Source organism: Streptomyces sp. HSW2009 (assembly GCF_040240285.1).
Classification (GTDB): Bacteria; Actinomycetota; Actinomycetes; order Streptomycetales; family Streptomycetaceae; genus Streptomyces.
Genome location: NZ_JBEHZD010000024.1, coordinates 1 through 21415, shown reverse-complemented (window position 1 = coordinate 21415; position 21415 = coordinate 1). Strand labels below are relative to the sequence as shown.

Below are 21415 nucleotides of genomic sequence, written 5' to 3'. Positions count from 1 at the left end.
GCCCGGCACCGGGATGAAAGGGGACGCCGCGTGGAGCGCTGGCTTGCACTGGAACTGGCGAGCACGATTCGCCACGACGGGGACGGCGGCGTCGCCGATGACCTCGCCACGATCCGGGGGGCGACGCACTGGCTCCAGGAGCAGGAGGGCCTGCTGGCCGACCGCGTTCCGGCCGCCGCACTCACGGTGGACGAAGACCTCAGGCTGGCGATCATCGAGCTTCGGCAAGCGGTCCGGGCCCTGTTCGCCCGGGCGGTCAGCCCCGCTCCGCCCAGCCCGGCGGACGCCCATCGCCTGATGACCACCGACCGGGCCGTGGCCCACCTCAATGCGAGCGCCGCGCGGGAACCGGTCGCCCCGCAGCTCGACTGGCCCGCCGGCGGAGCACCCGACACCCGGCTGCTGTCCGCGGAAGACGATCCGTACGTACGACTCGTCGCCGCCCTGGCCCGGGCCGCCATCGACTTCCTCAGCGGGCCGCAGCACACGCAGCTACGTGCCTGCACCGCGCCCCGCTGCGTGCGCTACTTCCTCAAGAGCCACGGCCGACAGGAGTGGTGCAAGCCGTCCTGCGGGAACCGGGCACGGGCGGCCCGCCACTATCGGCGTCAGCGCACGGTGGCCGATGGCGGTTCCGCCCCGTCCTGACCCTGCGCCCCGTGGGGTGCACCGGTTGCCGCGGTGGCCTGGTGGCCGGGCTGGCCCCGGCCGGCCCGGCGGCTGCGGCGGGGCGCAGGGCCACCGTGGCACCCGGACGCCGGGGCGGCGCCAGGCGGTCAAGCGGTCAAGCGGTCAAGCGGCGCAGGGTTTCGTCGAAGGTGACGGCGCTCTTGGGGGCGCGGTTGTGGGGCAGCTTGGCCAGCAGCGTGGCCATGCCGCAGGTGTTGGTCACGCCGGAGAAGAGGAGCCCCGCGCCGATGGCCCCGGACAGCCAGTGCGCGGGCGACCAGGCGAGGCCGGCCACGAAACCGATCAGGACCAGGGTGCCGGCGACGAGACGGACCTGCCGGTCCATGGGCCAGGTCGCGCGGGCGCTCTCGGGCCGCTCGATCTCGTAGCCTATGGAGGCCCAGGCGTGGGTGCCGCCCTCCAACGTGCTGGCCTCGATGCCATGGTTCGCCAACTGGTCACAGCCCTTGGCGGACCGGGCTCCGGAGGCGCAGACGAGGAGGAGCGGGGTGCGCCGCGGGGCCTCCGTCCGGGCCGCCGCGGCGTCGCCCAAGCGGTCCAGCGGGATGTTGTGGGCGCCGGGTAGGTGGCCGGCGGCGTACTCACCCGGGGTACGGACGTCGATCACGGTGCACTCGCCGAAGCGGGCGGCGGCCTGGTGGGGGGTGAGCGCGGTGACGGTCATGGTTCGGATGCCTTTCTGGTGTGCTCCCCCGAGGGTAAGATACCCGTGGGGGTATACGAGGAGGTTGGTGTGCAACTCGACATGAGTGCCGAGGAACTGAAGTCGGCGCTGAACCGGCTGCGGCGGGCACAGGGTCAGCTCGCTGGAGTGATCAAGATGCTGGAGGAGGGCCGGGACTGCGAGGACGTCGTCACACAGTTGTCGGCGGTCTCCAAGGCGCTCGACCGGGCCGGGTTCTCGATCATCGCCACCGGTCTGCAACAGTGCCTGACCAGCGAGGACCCGCAGGTACGGGACTCGGCGCAGATGCGCGCCCGGCTGGAGAAGCTGTTCCTTTCGCTGGCCTGAGGGTCCTGCTTCTCCCTGGCGGTCCGCCGCGGCGCCGCCCGGGTGTACAGCCACCCGGCCGGGTGCTGAGCCGCCCGCGACGGGAGTGTCGGCCCGTTCAGGGTGCGGTGCCGCTGCGCAGCGGGATGCCGGTTGACAGCGGAGTGCCACGTCACAGCGGGATGCCACGTGACAGGGCGGTGCCCGTTCACAGCGCGGCGCCGGTTCACAGGGTCGCGCCCGTTCACAGGGTGGCGCCCCTGCCCAAGGCACAACCCCTTCCCCATCCGGTGCCGACTCACAGCGCAGCACCCGTTCACACCCTTCGCGCCCTTCACAGCGCGGCGCCAACCGCCATCGCCGCGGCGACGGCCAGCAGCAACCCCCCGAAGACCCGTTGCAGGATGGCGGGCCGGACCTTCGCCGCCAGCCGCCTGCCGTCCCACGCCCCCAGCACCGCCGTCGCGATGAACGGCACGAGCACGGCCCAGTCCAGGCTGATGTCAGCCGATGCGCGAGCGCCGAGGGCGACCAGGGCGTTGGTGGCGATCACCAGCAGACTGGTGCCGACGGCCGCACCCATGGGCATCGCCAACGCCGCCACCAGGGCCGGTACGGCGAGGAAGCCGCCGCCGACCCCGAGGAAGCCGGTCACCGCGCCGAGCACGGCCCCAGCCCCGGCCGCGCGGGGCATCGACACCCCCGCCGCCTGCTCCGACGACGTGCGCCGGCGCAGCATCCGTAGGCCGGCGGCCACCGCCACCACGGCGAAGCACAGGGTGAGTACGGTGGCGGGAACCCGTACGGACAGTGAGCCGGCCACGGCCGCGGGCAGCAGCCCGGCGGCGGCGAACGACAGACCGGCCCGCCAGCGCACCGCCCCCGCCCAGGCATGTGCCACCAGGGCGGTCAGCGAGGTGACGATGACGATGATCAGGCTGGCGGTGGTGGCCTCGGCCGGGCTGAACCCGAGCAGATAGATCAGGGCGGGCACGGCCAGGATGCTGCCGCCGGCGCCGAGTGAGCCCAGCGCGAGACCGACGAGGGCCCCGGCGACGAGGGCGAACAGGAGCGCGGTCATCCGGCGTCACCCGCCGCTCGACCGCCCCGTACGGGAGCCGTGCGGCCACCCCGTCCGCAGGTGAGTCCGTCACCCCGTACGGAAGCCGGGTGGTCGCTCCGTACGGGAGTCAGTCGGCCGCCCCCTGCGGGAGTCATGCGGGCAAAGCCGCTCAACGGCAAGAACATGGTGCTTCCTCTGACGCCCACCACCCGGGCCCTGGCCCTTGCGGGTGGCCGGCGGGGGTGGGGCGCGGTCAGTGCTGTGCGGGGGTGGCGAGGGTGAGGCCGGCTGCGACGGCTGCGGCGTACCCGTCGTCGACGGCGACGACCTCGCGTCCGGCCGCATCCAGGACGGATGCCGCGATCGCGGCGCGCATGCCGCCCGCGCAGTGCACCCACACCGTGCCCGCAGGCACCTCGTCCAGCCGCTGGTGGACCTGGTGGACGGGGACGTGCACGCTGCCCTCGATCCAACCCTGCGACCGTTCGGCGTCCCGCCGGACGTCCAGTACGACCGGTTGCGCACCGCGCTCGCGGGCCGCGGCCAGGTCGGCGAAGGTGGCCCGCGGGAAGTCGGCGAGCGGCACCCCGTCGCCGGCCCAGTCGATGGGTGAGCCGACGGCCGCCGCGGCCGGGCGGTCGATGCCCACCCGGGCCAGTTCGCGCTGGGCGCGGGTGATCTCATCGGCGGTCTCAGCGAGCAGGGTGACCGGCTTGCCCCACGGGATCAGCCACGCGAGGTAGGTGGCCAACTGTCCCGCCACCTCGATGTTCAACGAGCCCGCGACGTGCCCCTGCGCGTACGCCCGACGATCGCGCAGGTCAACAACCCACTCACCGGCAGCCAGGCGGCGGGCGATCTCTCCCGCGTCCGCCCGCTCCGGCGCCGTCAGGTCCATCGGCGCGGGCCCTGCGGAGTTGGCCGGGCCCATGTGCGCGTAGTAGGCGGGAACGTCGTCCAACCCTTCCAGCAGTTCGGCGACGAACGTCTCCACGTCCTTCAGCAGCGCCGGGTTGGTCGCCTTCGCCGCCCCGATCGTGTCGTGCCCGCCACCGCTCTGGCCGGCGGAACAGAAGCTGCCGAACCCGTGCGTGGGCAGCACGGCCACCTCGTCGTCCAACTCGGTGGCCAGCCGGTGTACGGAAGCGTGCTGGGCACGGGCCAGTCGATCGGTCAGCCGCGGCTCGACCAGGTCAGGCCGGCCCACGCCACCGAGCAGCAGCGAACCGCCGGTGAACGCGGCGACCGCCCGCCCGTCCTCCTCCAGTACGTACGAGGTGTGGTGCGGGGTGTGCCCGGGCGTGGCCACGGCACGGAGCCCGAGCCCCGCCTCGATCTCCTCGACGTCGCCGTCGGCCACGGCGACCCGGGCGAAGTCCACGAGGGCCCCGGCGGGCACCAGGTAGCGGGCGCCGGTCAGCCTGGCCAGCTCAAGCCCGCCGGTGACGTAGTCGTTGTGCACGTGGGTCTCCGCCACCGCCACGATCCGCACCCCGCGCCGGGCGGCAGCGGCGATCACCCGATCCACGTCCCGCGGCGGGTCCACCACCACCGCGGCCCGGGCGCCACCCACCAGATAGCTGCGGTTGCCCAGACCTTCGGTTTCCAGGGTGTCGATGTGGAACACGGCTTGCTCTCCCTCGTGAAATTTACCCCCCGGGGTATGTGAATCCACGGTAACAGATATACCCAGGGGGGTATCCAGGAGGGCGTGCGGCGACCCTTACGGGTGGGCTGTGGGCGACCCTTACGGGTGGGACGTGGGTGGCCTGCGGGTGGGTGGCCCACGAGCGGGTGGGCTGCGGGTGGATGGCCCGCGGGTGGATGGCCTGCGGGTGGGTGCCGTCACCGTCGTACGGCCGTCAGGGCGCCGGCAGGCCCGTACGTCAACGGGCCCCGGCGGGTCGGGGGTGGCGGCCCGCCGGGAGGAACAGCACCTGCTGGTTCAGTGGTGGGCCGGAACAGATATCCCGATCCCGCCGGGGAGGTCCGCGCCGAACTGTGCGATGACCGCATCCAGGTCGAGCGGCGCCAGGGCCTCGGGGGTAACCCCGCCGACCCGGTCAGCGGGCACCACCCAGCACACTTCGAACAACAGGCCGTCCGGGTCGCTCGCGTACAACGACTTGGTGGTGCCGTGGTCGAGCTCCCGATCCAACCCGCCCATCCGCAGCAGCCTGCCGCGGATGCGCTGGAGCTCGGCCAGGGTGTCCACCTCCCACGCCAGGTGCGCGAGCCCGGGGCGCCGCTCCGGGCCCTGCGGGGAGATCGGGCTTTCGATCTGCATCAGGGCCAGGTCGTGATCGTTGGTCGAGGCCTCGGCCTGGAGGAACGCGGCCTCGGGCACTTCGCCGTCGGCATGGAGGCGGTAGCGGAGACGGAAGCCCAGCAGGTCGGCGTAGAAGGCGACGCTGCGTTCGACGTCGCGGACGTAGAGCACGGCGTGGTTGAGACGTTGGATCGGCATGCCACTCCTCGCTTGGTTACGAATAGTGCGTAGCCTCACCGTAGGGAAGTAACTGGGGCCTCACAAAAGGCACATTGATGTACGCACATCACGTCGGCGAAACCGACCACGCGCCGATCCACTCCCATCGTGGGCACGTAGACGACGGCGCAGCGCAAGGGTGAAGACCCGCGGCGAGCCGAACACAACCCGGCGCCGTCCGCGGTCCCGCAGCACTCCCTGCTCCGGCACTCCGCAGCTCCGGGGGGCAGGGGCTCGCCTCCCTCAACTCCGTTACGTAGAAGGCCCGGTGGCGTCGGCGCGGGAGCGGTTGGCCAGGACCTCGTCATGGTGGTCGGTGGCCCACCCGATCAACTGCGTGACGGCCTCGATCAGGCCACCGGCGAGCGGAGCGAGCGCGTACTCGACGCGCGGCGGCACTTCGGCGTAGGCGGTACGGCTGACCAACCCGTCGTCCGCGAGTTGGCGCAGGGTGCGGGTCAGCATGCGCTGGGAGATGCCCGGGATCTGCCGCTGCAAGTCCGTGTAGCGCATCGGTCCACCCTCCAGGACGGCGATGACCAGCATGCTCCACTTGTCACCCACCCGGTCGAGCACGTGGCGAACGAATTCCATGCGTTCCGCGGGGACGTTCGCGCACGGCCCGGCCGAAGCAGCCATCTCGATACCAGCGCTGTCCTGCATGACACCCGCCCCCTCCGTCGCGCACACCGATGTGCCTTTTGTATCGCCTTTCATCCTGACCCATAGTGGCGTTACCGAACAGCGAAGGCATGACCACAGCCGAGGGTGTGCCTCCCGATCAGTCCCTGGACGACCAGGCCGGGGACACCCACCCAACTCGCGCATTCCCCGCTCCCAGCATCGCCGAGGGCAGCGAACACCGATGCCGCAAGGCATCACAAGTCGCTTATGAAACAGGGCAGTTCGCGTCGATCAACACACCACCCCCCACATCGGCGACCGACACACCCACGCCAGCCCCACACCCACCCGCTCCGTACGCCAGCCGGGCAGCAGACCTCCGCACGCCCCGGCGGCCACATCGCAGAACACATCACAGAAGAGGTCTCACCGTGCCCACTCTCGCCATCGTCGGCGCCGGCCCCGGCATGGGCCTGGCCATCGCCCGCACCTTCGGCAGCCGCGGCTTCGACATCGCCCTGATCTCTCGTACCCGAGAGAAGCTGGAGACGTTGGTCGCCGAGCTCGGTCAGGAAGGCATCAGGGCCGCCGCGTTCCCCGCCGACATCCTGGACCGCGCCGCACTGACCGACGCCCTGGCCGCGGTCGGGGCACACTTCGGCGGCATCGACGTACTGGAGTATTCACCGGCCCCGCACTCCCCCGTGCCGGGCCTCACCCTGGCCACTCCGTCGGAGGTCACGGTGGACAACCTGCAACCCGTCATCGAGTACACCTTGTACGGCGCCGTCGCGGCAACCCGGGCGGTCCTGCCCGCGATGCGCGCGGCGGGCGCCGGAACCCTGCTGTTCACCACCGGCGGGGGCTCCGTGAACCCGGTGCTGATGTTCGGCAACGCCAACGCGGCCCAGGCAGCCCTGCGCAACTGGGTGATCAACCTCAACCATGAACTGGCAGGCAGCGGCGTGCACGCGGCCCACGTGGCGATCAACGTCTGGATCGGCGAGAACGGCCCGGAAGACGGCCCGAAGGCCACGGCCGAACAGATCGCCCCGCTCTACTGGGACCTGCACGAAAACCGCGACCGCTCCGAGGCGGTCTTCAACGCCTGACGGGCCGGCTCGCTCCGGAATCGTGCGCGGATACGCGCACCGGGATTCCCGACCGGGACGGGCGGGCTTGAACGTCCTGGCCCTGTATGGGGATGCCGACCGTCCGACTCCGTCTGTTGGACGGTCGGCACACCCACCCTCACGCCTCACCCCCGTCATGAGGGTGCGAGGTCTTCGAGGTAGGTCACCAACCTCCCAACACATTGGTGATCGGTGAGAAGAGGTCATGCGTAGCCGACGCAATCCCTCCCAAGGTAACGGGGTTGAAGATGGCCTTGACCGCGGGGCCCTGACCATAGGTGATCACGCTGAGGCTGAAGCGATACAGCGACTTCTTGAGTTCGCTACCCCACCCGTAACCGATCGCGGTGAACACGACGTTGAGGCCGGACAGTCCGATCGAAATGTTCCCGAAGAGGACGGCCAACTCTCCAAGCACCGGCGCCGCAGGTGCAGTGGCCCCGCCCATAAGAGCTAGCGTGCCGAGAAGGCCGCAACCGCCGGCGACCAGCGAGGCTGCAATACTGCCTCTCCTGGTCCACTTGGCCAACCAGCGAGCGCCCTTCTTCCACCAGGGCAGGCCACCCTTGACATCGTCGTTGTCGGGCGTGTCGGCAGGGTTCGTACCGGATTGCATGGCCTTGCGGGCCGCCTCGGCCGCCCTCCTGGCCGCAGCCGCCACCTCGGCCTGTCGCTTGGCCACGGCGATCCGGTGCGCCTGGCTCGCTGCGGCTGCTGCGGTCTTCGCGTCCTGGCCCGCCTGGATCGCCGACGCCCGGGCGGACGTGGCCGATGCCTGGGCCCAGTCGGCGGACGCAGCCGCACGGTCGGCGGCGTCCACCGCACGGTTGGCGGAGTAGTTGGCCGAGCGGGCGGCCTGGCGGGCGGTGGCCGCCGCCTTCTTCGCCCGGTCGGCCGACGCCTGCGCTTCCTTGGCCGACTGCTCGGCGGCGTCCGCGTTGGCATCCGCCTGCCGCGCGAACTTGAGCGCCTGAGCAGCCGACTTCTGCGCCTTGTCCGCCCACTCCTGTGCTTCGGCAGCGGCGTTACGGGCCTTCGCCGCCGCCTCCTGTGCCCGCGCGGCGTCCTCCTGCGCCTTGTGGGCGATCTTCGCGGCGGCGGCGATCGCGCCCTGTATCGCGGCGATGTGGGTGGCGGAGTCGTGGTCGAGTTGGGCGGTCTTGTACTGCACCGAGGCGACGAAGTTGCGCCGCATCCACACCGGGCCCTCCAGCGCGGCCCGGGCGTGCGCTTTCGTGTAGGGACCTGCCGTGGCGAGGATCGCGGCGGTGGCCACCGCATCGTCCTCGCGCAGCGCCACGTCGTACTCGGTGGTCAAGAAGTCGTACAGGGCCCGCGCCGTGCCGGCGTCCAGGGCGCTACCGGCCGCCTTCTTCACCGCGCTGCCGGGGTCGTTGGCCAGCAGGGAGGCGGTCAGGACGCGGTTGTCCATCGCAGCGGCTTCCACCGCGCCGGTGCTGAGGAATGCCGTGACCGTAGCCGCATCGTCGCTCTCCAGCGCCGTGGTCGCGGCGTCGGCGACGTTGGGGGAGGCGACCTGGGCGAGGTAGAGGGTGCTTTCCCGGTCGTCCTGGTGCTGGGCGAACTGCCGGTCGGCTTCGATCCAGGCGTGCAGGTCGGCGTCCGCGCCGGCCAGCGCGAACGTGGCTGCCTCGCGCGACCAGGTGCCTTCTGAGTTCATCAGGGCGACGGCGGCCTGACGCCCGAGGGCAGTGGCACCCGCCGTATCGCCACCCCGCAGCGCCGCCTCGGCCTGCGCGATCAGGTCCTTCGTCGCCTGGTCCAAGCGCTGGGCCTGGGTCCGCCGGTCAGCGGCGTCGGCCTTCTGCTGCTTCTCCAACGACGCGAGCAGCCGGGCTTCTTCGACGGCCTGCTCCGCGTCCTCGTCCAGCCGCTGCCACTCGGCCTCGCGGGCCTGCTTCTCCACTTCGACCGCTCGGTTGACGGCGTCGATGGCGACATTGGCGGCCTTGGTCGCCTCGTTGGCGAACTCGGTCGACTTCTTCGCGTACTCGATGGCCTGACCGGCGTAGGTGGCGGCCCACTCGGCGGCGTCGGCGGCCTTCTCCGCATGGCCGGCCGCGCTGTTGGCGGCGTCGCGTGCGGTACGGGCGGCGGTGGCCGCCGTGTTGGCCAGCGCCTGGGCCGTTCCCGCCGCGTTGGTCGCGATCCGGGCGTTGGTGTTCGCGATCTGCGCCTGTCGCTTGGCCTCGGCAGCCGCGGCCTGGGCCCGGCCCGCGGCGGCGGCTGCGGTAGCGGAGGCGTTCGCGGCAGCCGCAGCGTTGCGCGCCGCAGAGGCCGCGGCGGATCCGGCGTTCGCAGCCTGCGCCGAGGCAGTCGCGGCGTGGTCGGCGGCCTTGGCCGCGCTACGGGCCTTCGCGGCGGCATTGCGGGCGGCGACGGCGGCGTTCTTGGCGGCGGACGCCTGGGACGCGTCCTTCGACGCGGCGATGGCGGCGTGGTAGGCGCGGGCCGCGGCGGAACCCGCGGTGGCAGCGGCCTGGCGCGCGGCAGTGGCGGCGTAGGCGGCGCGGCGGGACGCCTGAACGGCGGCGTGGGAGGCGAAGATGGCGGCGCGGGCCGAGTCGGCGGCACCCTTCGCGGATTCGGCCGCCTTACGGGCCGCCTTCCCTGACTTGACCACGTCGTTCTGGGCGGCCTGGGCCTCGGCTGCGGCCTTCTCCGCCGCCTCCCTGGCCTTCGCGGCGGCGTCCCCCGCGCGCGCCGCAGCCTCTTCGGCCTGCTTGGTCTTCGCGTCGGCCTTCTTGCCCTCGCGTTCGACGACCGCGACGAGTTCCTCGATCGTCGCGGCTTCCTGGTCGCGGGCGCGGGCGATGTGCTGGCCGGTGTCGAGGAACCACTCGACGTCGGCCGCGCCGCCCGACAGGGCCCGGGAGGCGTACTTCTGTACCTCGGGGCCCGCCTTCACCATCAGGGTGGACACCTCCACCCGCAGGTCCTGGAGGCGCGCGGTGTACTGCCCGTCGGTGAGGAAGGTTTCCAGCGCCTGCTGGGTGCCCGTCTCCAGGGCGGTGCCACCGTCCCGGTTGACGGCCTTGCCTCCGGTGGACATCACGGCCGCGGTGGCGACCTGGAGGTCCTCGACGATGGCGGACTTGAAGCCGCCGCCCAGATACGCGGCGATGGCGGGGTCGCCACCGTTCAGCGCGGCGGTCGCCTCACGCCGGGTGCCCTTCCCGCCCGCGGCGAGGGACGTCATGACGGCGACCCGGTTGTCCTCGGCGGTGGCCTGGGCGAGCCCGGTGGCCAGGAAGTCCTGGACGTCGGCGTCGGAGCCGGTCAGGGCCACTTCCGCGGCGGCGTGGACGGCCTTGCCGCCCACCATCCACTCCTTGATGACCTTCGCCCGGTCGGTGTCAGGCAGGGCGAAGGGGTCGCTGTCGTCGTCCGGCGGCGGGTCGGCCCAGGCAACTGCGGTGCTGAGAACGAGACTTGAGGTCGCAGTGACGGTTGCGGTGGCAGCTATGGCACCGAGAACGCGGCGTCTGCTCCAGAACGTGACGTCCAAAATGTCCCTCCGTTGTCGACGTCCGGCGGCGGCGCAGTCGGCGACCTACCGCCGAACGAACTGACCCGTGGGCCCCGCGCGCACCTGTGGACTGCACACAAATTGATCGAAGGCATGACAATTTCGCGAGAGTGATCCTAGACTCCCCCCGACTCTGCTGCTAGCTGCCGGTACGCCGTGGAGCCATGAACTTCCGGACGTTCAGCGGGAGTTGCGTCGGGCTCTCGTCGGCGCCACCGTGCAGCCGCTCCGGGAACGACGCGGATGTCTCGGCCCGCGCCGCCATGGCCGAGCGTTCGCGTACCGGTGCACCGCCTGCCCGGGACGGGCCGCGCGCCACGTCCACCCCGATCGTCTGGACCCAGAGGAGACTCCATGAAGCTGGCACGGCGGACAGCCGGCGTCTGCGTGGCCATAGCGGCGTGCATCACCGCGCTCGTGGCCGCCACCAACGCCATCCCGCAAGACAGCGCGCCCAACCCGTCACACGCCACCGTGACGGTGGCCGATGACCAACCCGGCTACGCGGTCGAGGACTACCTCTACCCGAACGCCGACAAGATCAAGGAAGAGACGGGCATCGTCCTCAAGCGCGGCGACGGCCACATCACCCTGGCCACCTGCGACTCGGCCACCGGGCTCCTTGAGGTGTGGTCGCGGACCAAGGACCGGGTGTGCTTCCGCACCGTGGGCACGTCAGGCTACCTCTCCCTGGAGATCCCCTCGGTGTTCGCCGTCAAGGGCTCCGCGGCACACACCGCCGACGTCACCCTCACCGCGGCGGAGAACGCTTCCCAGGAGGTCGAGGTGCCCAAGGACACCTGGACACCGGTCGGCGAAGCCACCGATCCGCAGACCCGTGAATTCGTCCTGGTCGAGATCCGTACGAGCAAGTGACCGGAGGCCACATCATGCCCACCACACCGCGCCCCGAGCGCTCCGGGGCCGTCCGGCGCAGCAGACCCGTCGCCCGATTCGCGCTGGCCGCAGCGCTGCTCACGGGCTCGCTCGCGGTGACCACCGCGCCCACGTACGCCGTCACCGGAACTCCCGACTCCACCAACGGCTACACCTACACCGCGCAGGTGGTCGTGGGTGACGCCATGCGCGGCTGCTCAGCCGTCCTGGTGGACCGGGACTGGCTGCTGACCGCGGCCAGTTGCTTCGCCGAGGCACCGGCCCAGAGCCTCGCCGTCCCGCCGGGCAAACCGCGACTGAAAACGACCGCAACCATCGGACGCACCGACCTGGGCACCAACCAGGGAGCGGTCCGCGACATCGTGGAACTGGTGCCGCGCACCGACCGCGATCTGGCCCTGGCCCGGCTGTCCCGGCCCGTCACCGAGGTCACTCCGATCCCGCTGGCTGGCGCCGCCCCCACTGCGGGTGAGGAGTTGCGGTTCGCCGGTTACGGCCGTACGACCACCGACTGGGCGCCCGTGAAGCTGCACACCGGCGCACTCACTGTGGGCGCACCCAGTGCCACCTCCGCCACCTATACGGGCAAGGACGGCGCGGCTGCGTGCATGGGCGACGCGGGCGGCCCGGTGGTGCGCACGGTCAACGGAGCCCACCAACTGGTGGCCCTCAACAGCCGCTCCTACCAAGGGAGTTGCTTCGGCATCGCCACGACCGAGACCCGTACCGGCGGGGTCGTCACCCGCGTCGACGACCTGGCGTCCTGGGTGGAGTCGAAGGTGGTCGCCACGTCCATCACCGACTTCAATTGCGACGGCGCCGAGGACATCGCGATCGGCGACCCCAAGGCCACCGTCGGCGGCAAGGCATCGGCGGGGGTGATCCGGGTGGTGTACGGCGACGGCAAGGGCACGGCCGAGATCACCCAGGACCTCGACTGGGTGCCGGGTGACGCGGAAGCCGACGACTGGTTCGGCGAGGTGATCGACGCCGTCGACCACGATGAGGACGGCTGCACCGACCTGGTGGTCGGCGTTCCCGCCGAAGACCTCGGCAGCGCCGTCGACGCCGGCGTGGTCGACGTGCTCCACGGCGCGCGGGGCGGCATCGGTACCGGGGCCGCCACCCTGCACCTGGAACAGGGCACCGGCTCCGGGGCCGTCGCCGCCGCGGCCTCGCAGAGCGGTGACCGCATGGGTCACGCGGTCGCCGCCGGGCGCACCTCCGCAGGCGAACCGTACCTGCTGATCGGTGTGCCAGGGCAGAACTCCGGCAGCCTGGCCAAGGCCGGCATGGTGTTCTACCTGCGGGGCAAGACGAACACTTCCGTCACCCAGAACAGCCCCAACGTCCCCGGCGGCGACGAGGCCGGCGACGGGTTCGGCACCAGCGTCGCCGCCGACGGCAGCCACCTCGCCGTCGGCGCACCAGCCGAGACCGTCGGCGGGCACGCCGGAGCAGGCAGCGTGTGGACCTTCGGGCACACGGTGGGCGCCGACGGCATCCCCACCCCGCTGGCCGGCATCACCCAGGACTCCGACGCACTGAGCGGCGGCTCCGAAGCGGGCGACGAGTTCGGCGCCACGCTGGCCATGGCCGACTACACCACGGCGGGCCCCGCGACCGCGACCGAGTCGGTCCTCGCGATCGGTTCGCCAGGTGAGGGTCTGAGCGTGGACAACGTCAACCGGGCCGAGACCGGCCGCGTCATCGCCGTCCGCATCACCGCCACCGGTACCTACAGCCAGCTCAACAGCTTCTGGCAGGGAACCAACGAGGACGGCGTCTCGGGCGCCAGCGAACCCGGCGACCACTTCGGCGACCAGATCGCCATCGTGAACACCGCGCCGCGCGCCCAGAGCACCGCGGCCACCATGCGGATCGCCGTGGGTGTCTCCGGCGAGGACATCGGCAGCGCCCCCGACGCGGGCGCGGTCCAGACGTTCTCCCTGCTGGGCGCGCCGGGCAACTCCGACCTGTGGATCGCACCGGGCAGCGCCGGCATACCCGGCTCCCCCGGGACCGACCAGTACGTGGGCCACAACATCCACTTCACCGGGACGAAGCTGTACGTCGGCATGCCGTACGGCCCCTCCTCCTACGGCTCGCTGCACGCCCTGCCGATGTCCAATGCGATCGCAGGCGGCACGGTCGCCCAGGTGACCACCTACCAACCCGGCACGGGCGGCCTCCCGCCGGTCGGCGACCGCTTCGGCCACTCGGCGCGGTAACCGGCCGGCTGACGCATCCCCCGCGCCACCGCTGCCCGAGAGCCCTCCCAGGCCACCCCGGCCCGGGAGGGCTCTCGTGGGTCCGCCGCGGTGGTGCGGGAGCGTCACTGGAACTCCGAGTTCCACCGAGCGTGAGGTTTCCGCCCACCTTTGGCATCCTCCCGACTGTCGCCCACCACGCAAGGGTGCGGCGTAGCCGAAGCGGGGGGTTGGTGCCGTGCCTGTGTCCGTCACCGTTCCGTCCACCCTCACCAGCGACGCGCCTGTCGGAACTCACGGGTTATTCGCCAGCCGACGAACGCACGGCGGAGATGCTGACGCAGGTCACGGCCACCCGCCACCACGTCCCCGGCGAACGCGCACCCTCCTCCCGCCCACCGGAGAGGGGAACGGATAGCTGGGGCGCGCCTTTTACCCCAGCCCATCGAGAGAGGTCCATCCCGTTCGCGATGAACGTCGCATTCCTCGGCATGGCGGGTCTGCTCGCGGCAGCTGCCCTCTACTGGCTGCTCGGCCGGCGCGCTCCCCGGCCGACCGGCGCCCGGGCGACGGGGACGCTCCTCGGCTCCTTGGCCCTGGCCTTCGCCTGCCACGCGCCGCTGGGTGAGAACGCCAGCGAAACCGTCGTACCGCACCTCGCCCAGTTCCTGCGCGACTGCGCCTCGCTGACCGCTGCCACCGCCCTCGTGGCCCTCTCGCTCCAGCGCAACCTGGGGACGGTCCCAGCCCGGCGGCACCTTCGGCTGCGCCTCGCCCTCCTCGCCGTGACCGTCTGCGCAATGACGGCGCTCTTCGGCTACGAGCAGATCTCGCACGGCCCGGCGCAGGCGCAAGCCCCGTACACGCTTCTGTTCGTCTCCCAACTCGGCTTCACCACAGCCGACTTCCTTCTCCAGGCCGTGCGCCAGTCGCGGTCGAATCGGCGCGTCAGCGTACGGGCGGGGCTGCGCACGGCGGCAGCAGGCTGTGTCCTCGCGCTGGCCTATGTGGCGTACAGGCTGACGGTCCTGATCTCGCCCGGCCTGGGTGTCCGCCTCGCGCCCGACGGCTCGACGTGCTCCTCACTCGTGGCCGCCCCGTGCGTCTTCCCTGTGACCTCGCCGGCGCTGGCGGGCCTGCTGTTCTGCCTCGGGCTCGCGCTGCCCGCCATCGCGTACCCGGTCAGTCAACTCCGTTGCTGGCGCTGGGAGTTGCGGTCCTACGAGGCGCTCGGAGCCCTGTGGCGCGACGTGACCGACGCGGTGCCCGAGGTCGCCCTGCCGCCTCTGTGCTCGGCGGACCACGACTCGCACCTCCTGCTCCAACGGCGGGTCGTCGAGATCAGCGACGGCCTTCTCGCGCTCCGCCCCTACCGGTCACGCACGGTCCAGGAAGCCGCCCTGCGGATCTTCGACACCACGTGCGAAGTGGGGAACGCAGGGGTCGAGGCGGCCGTCGTGAATGCGGCCCTGGCTGCCCGTGATGCCGGCGAGTTCCCCGACGAGGCCGCCCCACCCTTCCCGGGGGCCGGGCCCCGTACGGATCGCCGTGCGGACACCGAGTGGCTGCTCCTGGTGGCCGCCGCCTACGCCGCCCACCCTGGCCGCGGCGCCGGCACGCGCCGACCGGAACCCGTAGCACACTGAGGGCATGCCCGGCCCGACTGGTGGTCCAGGCTTCCTGAGCGATCCCTACCCCACGTACGCGGCGCTGCGCTCCGACCCCCGGTGCAGCCGGCGCCCAGCGCCTCCCGCGGTCACACCGGCTACCTGGCCACCTGGCCACCGGCCATGCGGAGGCCAGCGTCGCCCTGCGCGCCGCACTGACCCAACACTCCCGCATCCGGCTCGCGGGGCCACCCGGAGGGCTGCACTGGCGCCCCACCCGCCTCGTCCGCGGACTGGCCGCCCTTCCGGTCCTCAGTCCTCACCGAGACGTAGGCCAGAGCCCGCCCCCAAGAGACGACCTACGCGAAGCCTCACCGCACTCCCCTGCCGCGAGCGTTCCGGCCCGCCCTTTACGCGAGGGGGAGCAGCAGTTCCACGCCGTACGAGCCGATCACGCAAGCGCCGTATAATTCCGCCAGCTAATGCCGTCAAAGAAGGAAAGGCGCGAGCGAGCGCTTGCGTTTTGGGTCACGTCCGGGGTGTGACCTGATTCACGATCTCTCCCATTGTCTTCTGCTATGAATGCTCGACCTGGAACCCCGAACATGATCACGCGCGTCCTGCGCGCCGCCCGCGAACGCAATGACCTCTCCACGGACCAGGCCGCCGAACTCTGCGGCGTCTCCGGCCGCTGGTACCGCGCGTTGGAGAACGGAAACTCGGGACGTCACTCGAACGCCCTCCTGACCAAGATCAGAAGCGCTCTGGGCCTGAGCGAAGAGGAATGGCTCGTCCTCTACCGCCTCATCGGCGCACAGGACCTCCCCGACGAGATCATGGCCCCCACCAGCAATATCCCGATACCGCCCCGTATTCGCACCTTCGTTGAGGGCCTCGAACCCTGGGGTGCGTACCTCTGCGACTACCGCTGGGACGTACTCGCACACAACCGCGCGATCACCCGCCTCTTCCCCTGGCTCCGGGAAGGCACCAACGTCATGGAATGGGCCCTGACCAACCCCGAAGCTCCCAAAAGCCTAATCCGCTGGGAATCGGACTGGGCCCTGCCGATGATGGCCCAACTCCGCCTGCACGACGCACAGTGGAAAGACGACGCGCGCATGCAGGCGGTCGCCCAATCCATACTCTCGACCCCAGCGGGCCGACGCCTGTGGAACTCGCCGAACCTGCCTTCCCTCTCCTATCCGGCAGCCGAGACGACGCGCCGCCTCCGCGGCCCTGACGCTCGTGTCTACGCCATCTCCTTCGTACCGCTCATGCCTCTTCAACTTCCCTGGTACCGCTTCATGGCCGTCATGCCCGCGTGAGGGGGACGGGGGCGTTGACGTCGGTTCGGGGGTTGTCGGGGGCCTCCACCGCTCATGCCCTGAGCCAACCAGCGGCCCGTCACAAGGCCATGGGACACGGCGGAACCGTCGTGTGCCATCGACGTCCGCGCCGCTGTTGGTCACCACTCGCCCGGGGTGCATCGAGGAGATGGGTCGCTTCCGGCTCACGTGATTCGACGCCAAGTGTCAGTGCCCACGCCAGCGGCCCCGCCCCACCCGGGGCCGCTCGTAGCCCGAGCCCAGGGCGTCTACGGCAACACACCGACAATGGCTGAACACACCACGTAGGGTCACGGGTGTGAAGGCATCTGCACCAGGCGCAGCCCAGGACACTGGCGACGACACGCGTCGCCGGCTCGACGCGTACAGCTATCTCAGCGCGCCCGAGCGGCTGGAGCACGTCGCGATCATGCGGGTCTTCTGCGGGACCTTGCTGGCGGACCTTTCCGTGTCGGAGGTCATGGCGAAGCTGCACCGGACCGGCACACCGGCGGCCGGGCTCGACGCCGACACCCTCACCGTCCGGCTGGAGCAGCTCGTACGGTGGGGAAATCTGCTGCGCAGCAGCCACACCGTGAAGGCCTCCAGCATCAGCGAGTACCAGCGGTCCCGTGCCCGCTACCAGTTGTCCAAGCTGGGCGAGCGCATCCAGCGGGACGCCGACGGTGTACTGGCCGAGGCAGACGCCGCCCGCGAGGTGAGCAACGAACTGCTCGCCCTGGTCGAGCGCGGACTCAGGGAGTTGGCCGAGCTCGTGGCCGCGCCCGGCAGCATCGAACCGCAGGACGGGTTGGAACGGGTCAGCACGCTGTTCGTACAGTTCAGCGAGTTCGCCGACTCCATCCGGGACTTCTACGCCTACCTCGGTCAGGTGCTGGCCCGGTACGACCTGGACAGCGCCGAGTACCAGGGTTTCAAGGAGTTGCTCCTCGACTACGTCGAGGCGATCACGGAGGACGTGGCGTTCCGCGCGCCCCGGATCTCAGCGGCGCTGGACACGCTGTGGCCGCACGTCCCGGGGCTGCTGGCCCGGCTGGACGCCCACGCGCAGGGTCTCACGGGCCTTTCACCGCAGGGCGACGGCCGGCTGGAGGCACGGGTTCAGCGCAGCCGTGGGCGCGAGCTCGCGGACTGGGAGGGCCTGCGGGGCTGGTTCAGCGACACCGACGGTCAGGGCAGCCAGGTGGACCAGCTACGGGACGCCACCCTTCGCGCGTTGCAGTCGCTGCTCGCCAATGCCAAGCGGATGCTGCGATCGGCCACCGGAGAGATGTCCCGGCGCAAGGACCTGCTGCGGCTGGCCCGGTGGTTCAACGAAGCGGCGCCGCAGGACGCGCATGACATCGCGGTCGCCGCCTTCGGTCTGTACGGCGCCCGCCATCTGGGTATCCCCCCGGCCACCGACGAGGTGGTGCCCGCCCACACGAGCTGGTGGACCGGTCCGGTGGTCGAGGTGCCAGTGGCCCTGCGGGAGCGGGGCAGCCGCGCCCAACGGGGCCGAACAGCCGCGGTGGAGGACCACTCCGCGCAGAAGAGGCGGCTGCGGGAGGAAGCCCGCGAGCGGGCGGCAGCCAGGGCCGCGGCGGCGGACGAACTACGCAGCGCCTCGGGACGGTTCGCCGAGGTGCGTCTCACCTCCGCAGCGCTCGGCCTGCTCCTGGAGTTGCTGGCCACCGCGCTCGGGAACGCACAGCTTCACCGTCGCACCGTCGCGGACGGTGCGGACGGAACGGGATTCGACCTCAAGCAGGCACACAGTGAGGACGTCGAGCTGGGCATCCGGCTCACCGTACGACGCGCCGAAGGTGCACGGTGCACCCTGCACTCGGCCGACGGCGACCTGCTGCTGGACGACCTGGAACTGGGCGTCGGCCGGATCTCCGCCAACCCGGCCGACGGTGCTGCCGAGGTGAGCGTGTCATGACCCTCCCCTCGGCACACGACGTCGCGCTGGCCGCCGAGCGCCGCAGCGCCGCCCGGCTGCTGCTCGCCCACCCGCTGGTCACCTCGGACGGCCCGCACGCCGACCTCTTCCCGCTGATCCGCAGGCATGCCGACTGGCTGGGCAAGCGGTTCCAGCAGGTTCTCGGCTACCGTCTGCTGGTCGACAGCTCCTACGCCCGACTGTTCAAGGCGGGGCTGGGTACGGGGGCGGGGCACCGGCTGGAGCGCTCCACCGGCACTCCCTTCACCCCGCACACGTACGCCTGCCTCGCGCTGGCCCTGTCCGTCCTGGTGACCGCACCCGAACAGCTACTGCTGTCACAGTTGGTGGCCGACATCCGGGCTGCCGCAGCCGATGCGGAGACCGAGTTGGAGGAGACAGGTAGGGCGGCCGGGAAACGCACCCTGGTCTCGGCTCTGCGGCAGCTCGTCGAGTGGGGCGTCCTCATCGAAACCGAAGGCCATGTTGCCGCGCTCGCACAGGACGCGGGCGGAGAGGCCCTGATCACCGTGGACCGCGAGCTGGCCCGTGTCGTCGTCGCCGGCCCGCTCGCCCAGGCCCGGGACGGCGCCGACCTGGTCCGGCGGGCAGCGGACCCGGGCTTCGGCGGACCTCGTACCTATGTGCGCCGGATGCTCGTCGAGACACCCGTCGTCTATCTCGATGAGCTGACCGACGCAGAACGTGACTGGTTGCGCACCCGGCAGCGCCGCGAGGCGCAGGCGTTCTCCGAACTTCTGGGCCTGGAGATGGAGATCCGAGCCGAGGGAGTGGCGCTGGTGGACCCCGAGGGCGAGCTGACGGATCTGCACCTGCCGGGCACCGGGACGGTGGCCCAGGCCGCGCTACTCCTGGTGGAGCGGCTCGTGGAGCGGCTCCGGCCGCAGGAACCCGGACACCCAGCGACAGGAGGGACGCTCGCCATCGGCGTGGACGTCCCCGGCGGCGTCGTGGACGAACTGCTGGCCGAACTGGTCTCCGAGTACGGGCAGCGCAGCAACTGGCAGCGTGGCTACCTGGAGAACGTCCCCGCCCTGCGGGAGGCCGTACTGGACCTGCTGGCCCGCATGCGCGTGATGGCCCGACCCGGTCGGCTGCGCGCCGAGGGCCACGGCCTGCCGGAAGGGTATGCCGATGAGGCATCTGAAGGGCGCGCCGTAACCGATGTCCGCGGGGCACGGCCCGGCGGTGACGGTTGGGTGCTTCTTGCCGCGGCGGCGCGCTACGCCACCCGGGTGACCGTGCGCCCGGCCACCGCAGCCGGCAACGGCGCCCATGTCCAGGAGGAGTTGCCACGGTGACCACCGACGCACGCGGACTCGTCCCGCTACCGCGTTCCGGCCCCGCGACGGCCACCGGCACTCGTTTCCGGTTGCACCGCGCCGGCATCCAGAACGTCTGGCAGTACGACGAGCAGGAGTTCGCCTTCGGTGACGGACGGCTGCTGCTGCGCGGCAAGAACGGCGCGGGCAAGTCCAAGGCGCTGGAAATGCTGCTCCCGTATCTGCTGGACGGCGACTCACGGGCACTGGATGCGACGGGCACCGGCCGGACCACCCTCGCCTGGCTGATGCTGGACGGGTTCGAGCAGACCAACCGCCTCGGATACCTGTGGGTGGAATTCCGGGGCACGACCGACGGCGGTGACCCCTGCTACCTCACCCTCGGCGCCGCCGTCCGGGCCTCGAAGTCGACACAACGGGCGTTGCCGGCGTTCTTCGTCACCCCGCTGCGCGTCGGTGAGACCCTGCACCTGGTCGACAACGGAAGGCCCTTGCCGGTCGACCGGCTCAAGGAGAGCGTCGGCTCCGACAACGTCACCGACCGCCCGGTCGTCCACCGCTCGCGGGTGGCCCGGGAACTGTTCGGCATCACCGACGCGACCCGCTACCGCAACCTCACCCAGCTCCTCCACCGGTTGCGGCGGCCCACGGTCGGGGACCGCATCGAGCACGGTGGACTGGCCGCCCTGCTGAGCGAGACCCTGCCGGGGCTCGACGAGGACGTCGTGGAGAAGGTCGCGCGCAACCTCCACGACCTGGACGCGGTGCGCGACGAACTCGGCCGTCTGGAGCGCACCGATACGGCCCTGCGTACGTTCCTCACCAGTTACCGCGGCTATCTGTCCGGGGTCCTGCGTACCTCCGCCCGGGCCGTGAGCCGGGAGTTGGAGTCCCTCGCGGCGCGGCGGCGGGCGGCCGGGGACGCCGCACAGCGGACCGGTGAGCTGAGGACACAGGAGGAGGATTCGGAAGCACGGTTGGAGACCCTGCGGGAGGAGGAGGAAACCGCCCGGACCGATCTCGCCGCCCTACAGACCAGCCACGCCTACCGCAGTTTGCGCGAACTATCGGAACGCCGCAGCACGGTCGAGGCGCTGCACACCGCCTCCGTGGCCGCCTTCACCGCCCTCGGCAACGCACACGGTGCGGAGGAAGGTGCGGCCGAGCGGCTGGCCGATGGCGTCGAGCACCTCGGGAACCGGCTCGCCGAACTGGCCACCGAACACCGGGAGTTGGTGAAGCAGGCAGAGAAGGCGGGGCTTCCCAGTGGCCACCTCGGCGAGGCGGTTGCCCTGGCCCGCACGGCCCGTTCGCAGACCGTCGAGACGGAGCTGACCGCTCCTGACGGGGAGACGCACACGGTGCGGCAACCGTCAGTCGTCCGTGTGGACACCGCCACGGTGCAGGACGGGCTGCGGTCCTGGCAGGGGCAGTTGGAGGCAGCCGAGGCGGTGGTGAAGAACCGGACTCGGATGGTCCAGGAGGTGACACGCCTCGCTGCGCAGGCGGAGCGGGCCCGAGGTGAGGCGGCGCAGGCCGACTCCGAGCGGGAACGTCTTGAGGACGACGCGGAAGAGGCCGCCGG

The 21415-nt window shown here is 71.3% G+C and carries 15 protein-coding genes and 1 pseudogene; 10 read left to right on the top strand and 6 right to left on the bottom strand.

Going from position 1 to position 21415, the window contains the following annotated elements; genetic code table 11:
- Nucleotides 1-30 precede the first annotated feature (30 nt).
- On the top strand, nucleotides 31-648 hold the full coding sequence (locus AAHZ94_RS03460) for a CGNR zinc finger domain-containing protein (protein WP_349990398.1): 618 nt from the start codon (nucleotides 31-33) through the stop codon (nucleotides 646-648).
- Nucleotides 649-784: 136 nt separating this feature from the next.
- Here AAHZ94_RS03460 and AAHZ94_RS03455 read toward each other — a convergent pair whose 3' ends face one another.
- On the bottom strand, nucleotides 785-1354 hold the full coding sequence (locus tag AAHZ94_RS03455; RefSeq protein ID WP_349990396.1) for a rhodanese-like domain-containing protein: 570 nt from the start codon (nucleotides 1352-1354) through the stop codon (nucleotides 785-787).
- 69 nt (nucleotides 1355-1423) lie between these two features.
- Here AAHZ94_RS03455 and AAHZ94_RS03450 point away from each other — a divergent pair, with 69 nt between their 5' ends.
- Nucleotides 1424-1702, top strand: a complete 279-nt coding sequence (locus tag AAHZ94_RS03450) for a metal-sensitive transcriptional regulator (RefSeq protein WP_349990413.1) — start codon at nucleotides 1424-1426, stop codon at nucleotides 1700-1702.
- A gap of 313 nt (nucleotides 1703-2015) precedes the next feature.
- Here AAHZ94_RS03450 and AAHZ94_RS03445 read toward each other — a convergent pair whose 3' ends face one another.
- The 4 genes from AAHZ94_RS03445 to AAHZ94_RS03430 form a co-directional block, all read right to left on the bottom strand.
- Complete coding sequence (locus AAHZ94_RS03445; RefSeq protein WP_349990394.1) at nucleotides 2016-2762, bottom strand: sulfite exporter TauE/SafE family protein; 747 nt, start codon at nucleotides 2760-2762, stop codon at nucleotides 2016-2018.
- Between the two features lie 235 nt (nucleotides 2763-2997).
- On the bottom strand, nucleotides 2998-4371 hold the full coding sequence (locus AAHZ94_RS03440) for an MBL fold metallo-hydrolase (protein WP_349990392.1): 1374 nt from the start codon (nucleotides 4369-4371) through the stop codon (nucleotides 2998-3000).
- Nucleotides 4372-4689: 318 nt separating this feature from the next.
- Entirely contained in the window at nucleotides 4690-5211 is a 522-nt protein-coding gene (locus AAHZ94_RS03435) for a VOC family protein (protein ID WP_349990390.1), read from the bottom strand.
- A 273-nt stretch (nucleotides 5212-5484) separates the two neighbouring features.
- Nucleotides 5485-5895 (bottom strand): winged helix-turn-helix transcriptional regulator, encoded by a 411-nt coding sequence (locus AAHZ94_RS03430; RefSeq protein ID WP_502964569.1) that lies wholly within the window; start codon nucleotides 5893-5895, stop codon nucleotides 5485-5487.
- Between the two features lie 392 nt (nucleotides 5896-6287).
- Here AAHZ94_RS03430 and AAHZ94_RS03425 point away from each other — a divergent pair, with 392 nt between their 5' ends.
- Nucleotides 6288-6968, top strand: a complete 681-nt coding sequence (locus AAHZ94_RS03425) for an SDR family NAD(P)-dependent oxidoreductase (protein ID WP_349990388.1) — start codon at nucleotides 6288-6290, stop codon at nucleotides 6966-6968.
- 184 nt (nucleotides 6969-7152) lie between these two features.
- On the opposite strand, the gene AAHZ94_RS03420 is transcribed toward AAHZ94_RS03425, so the two are convergent.
- A complete protein-coding gene (locus AAHZ94_RS03420) occupies nucleotides 7153-10518 on the bottom strand; it encodes an ALF repeat-containing protein (RefSeq protein ID WP_349990386.1) in 3366 nt (1121 codons plus the stop codon).
- A gap of 375 nt (nucleotides 10519-10893) precedes the next feature.
- On the opposite strand from AAHZ94_RS03420, the gene AAHZ94_RS03415 reads away from it, so the two are divergent.
- The 7 genes and pseudogenes from AAHZ94_RS03415 to AAHZ94_RS03385 all read left to right on the top strand — a co-directional run.
- Nucleotides 10894-11415: a hypothetical protein gene (locus AAHZ94_RS03415; protein ID WP_349990384.1), complete on the top strand. Its 522-nt coding sequence runs from the start codon at nucleotides 10894-10896 to the stop codon at nucleotides 11413-11415.
- A 14-nt stretch (nucleotides 11416-11429) separates the two neighbouring features.
- Nucleotides 11430-13667, top strand: coding sequence for a S1 family peptidase (locus AAHZ94_RS03410; RefSeq protein ID WP_349990382.1), 2238 nt, complete (start codon nucleotides 11430-11432; stop codon nucleotides 13665-13667).
- Between the two features lie 449 nt (nucleotides 13668-14116).
- On the top strand, nucleotides 14117-15292 hold the full coding sequence (locus AAHZ94_RS03405) for an MAB_1171c family putative transporter (protein WP_349990381.1): 1176 nt from the start codon (nucleotides 14117-14119) through the stop codon (nucleotides 15290-15292).
- 566 nt (nucleotides 15293-15858) lie between these two features.
- Nucleotides 15859-16581: an MmyB family transcriptional regulator gene (locus tag AAHZ94_RS03400; protein WP_349990380.1), complete on the top strand. Its 723-nt coding sequence runs from the start codon at nucleotides 15859-15861 to the stop codon at nucleotides 16579-16581.
- Between the two features lie 319 nt (nucleotides 16582-16900).
- Nucleotides 16901-18526 carry a TIGR02677 family protein gene (locus AAHZ94_RS03395; protein ID WP_349990378.1) on the top strand — a complete coding sequence of 542 codons (1626 nt, stop codon included), beginning with the start codon at nucleotides 16901-16903 and terminating at the stop codon, nucleotides 18524-18526.
- On the top strand, nucleotides 18523-19848 hold the full coding sequence (locus AAHZ94_RS03390) for a TIGR02678 family protein (RefSeq protein ID WP_349990376.1): 1326 nt from the start codon (nucleotides 18523-18525) through the stop codon (nucleotides 19846-19848). The genes AAHZ94_RS03395 and AAHZ94_RS03390 overlap by 4 nt, the downstream gene beginning before the upstream one ends.
- Nucleotides 19845-21415, top strand: a pseudogene (locus AAHZ94_RS03385) (TIGR02680 family protein); the annotation flags it as partial. The gene AAHZ94_RS03390 and the pseudogene AAHZ94_RS03385, both read left to right, overlap by 4 nt.

Coding starts and splice junctions, on each gene's coding strand:
- AAHZ94_RS03390 (WP_349990376.1), top strand. CDS start 18,523: ATGACCCTCCCCTCGGCACACGACGTCGCGCTGGCCGCCGAGCGCCGC.
- AAHZ94_RS03410 (WP_349990382.1), top strand. CDS start 11,430: ATGCCCACCACACCGCGCCCCGAGCGCTCCGGGGCCGTCCGGCGCAGC.
- AAHZ94_RS03415 (WP_349990384.1), top strand. CDS start 10,894: ATGAAGCTGGCACGGCGGACAGCCGGCGTCTGCGTGGCCATAGCGGCG.
- AAHZ94_RS03405 (WP_349990381.1), top strand. CDS start 14,117: ATGAACGTCGCATTCCTCGGCATGGCGGGTCTGCTCGCGGCAGCTGCC.
- AAHZ94_RS03430 (WP_502964569.1), bottom strand. CDS start 5,895: ATGCAGGACAGCGCTGGTATCGAGATGGCTGCTTCGGCCGGGCCGTGC.
- AAHZ94_RS03400 (WP_349990380.1), top strand. CDS start 15,859: ATGATCACGCGCGTCCTGCGCGCCGCCCGCGAACGCAATGACCTCTCC.
- AAHZ94_RS03455 (WP_349990396.1), bottom strand. CDS start 1,354: ATGACCGTCACCGCGCTCACCCCCCACCAGGCCGCCGCCCGCTTCGGC.
- AAHZ94_RS03435 (WP_349990390.1), bottom strand. CDS start 5,211: ATGCCGATCCAACGTCTCAACCACGCCGTGCTCTACGTCCGCGACGTC.
- AAHZ94_RS03445 (WP_349990394.1), bottom strand. CDS start 2,762: ATGACCGCGCTCCTGTTCGCCCTCGTCGCCGGGGCCCTCGTCGGTCTC.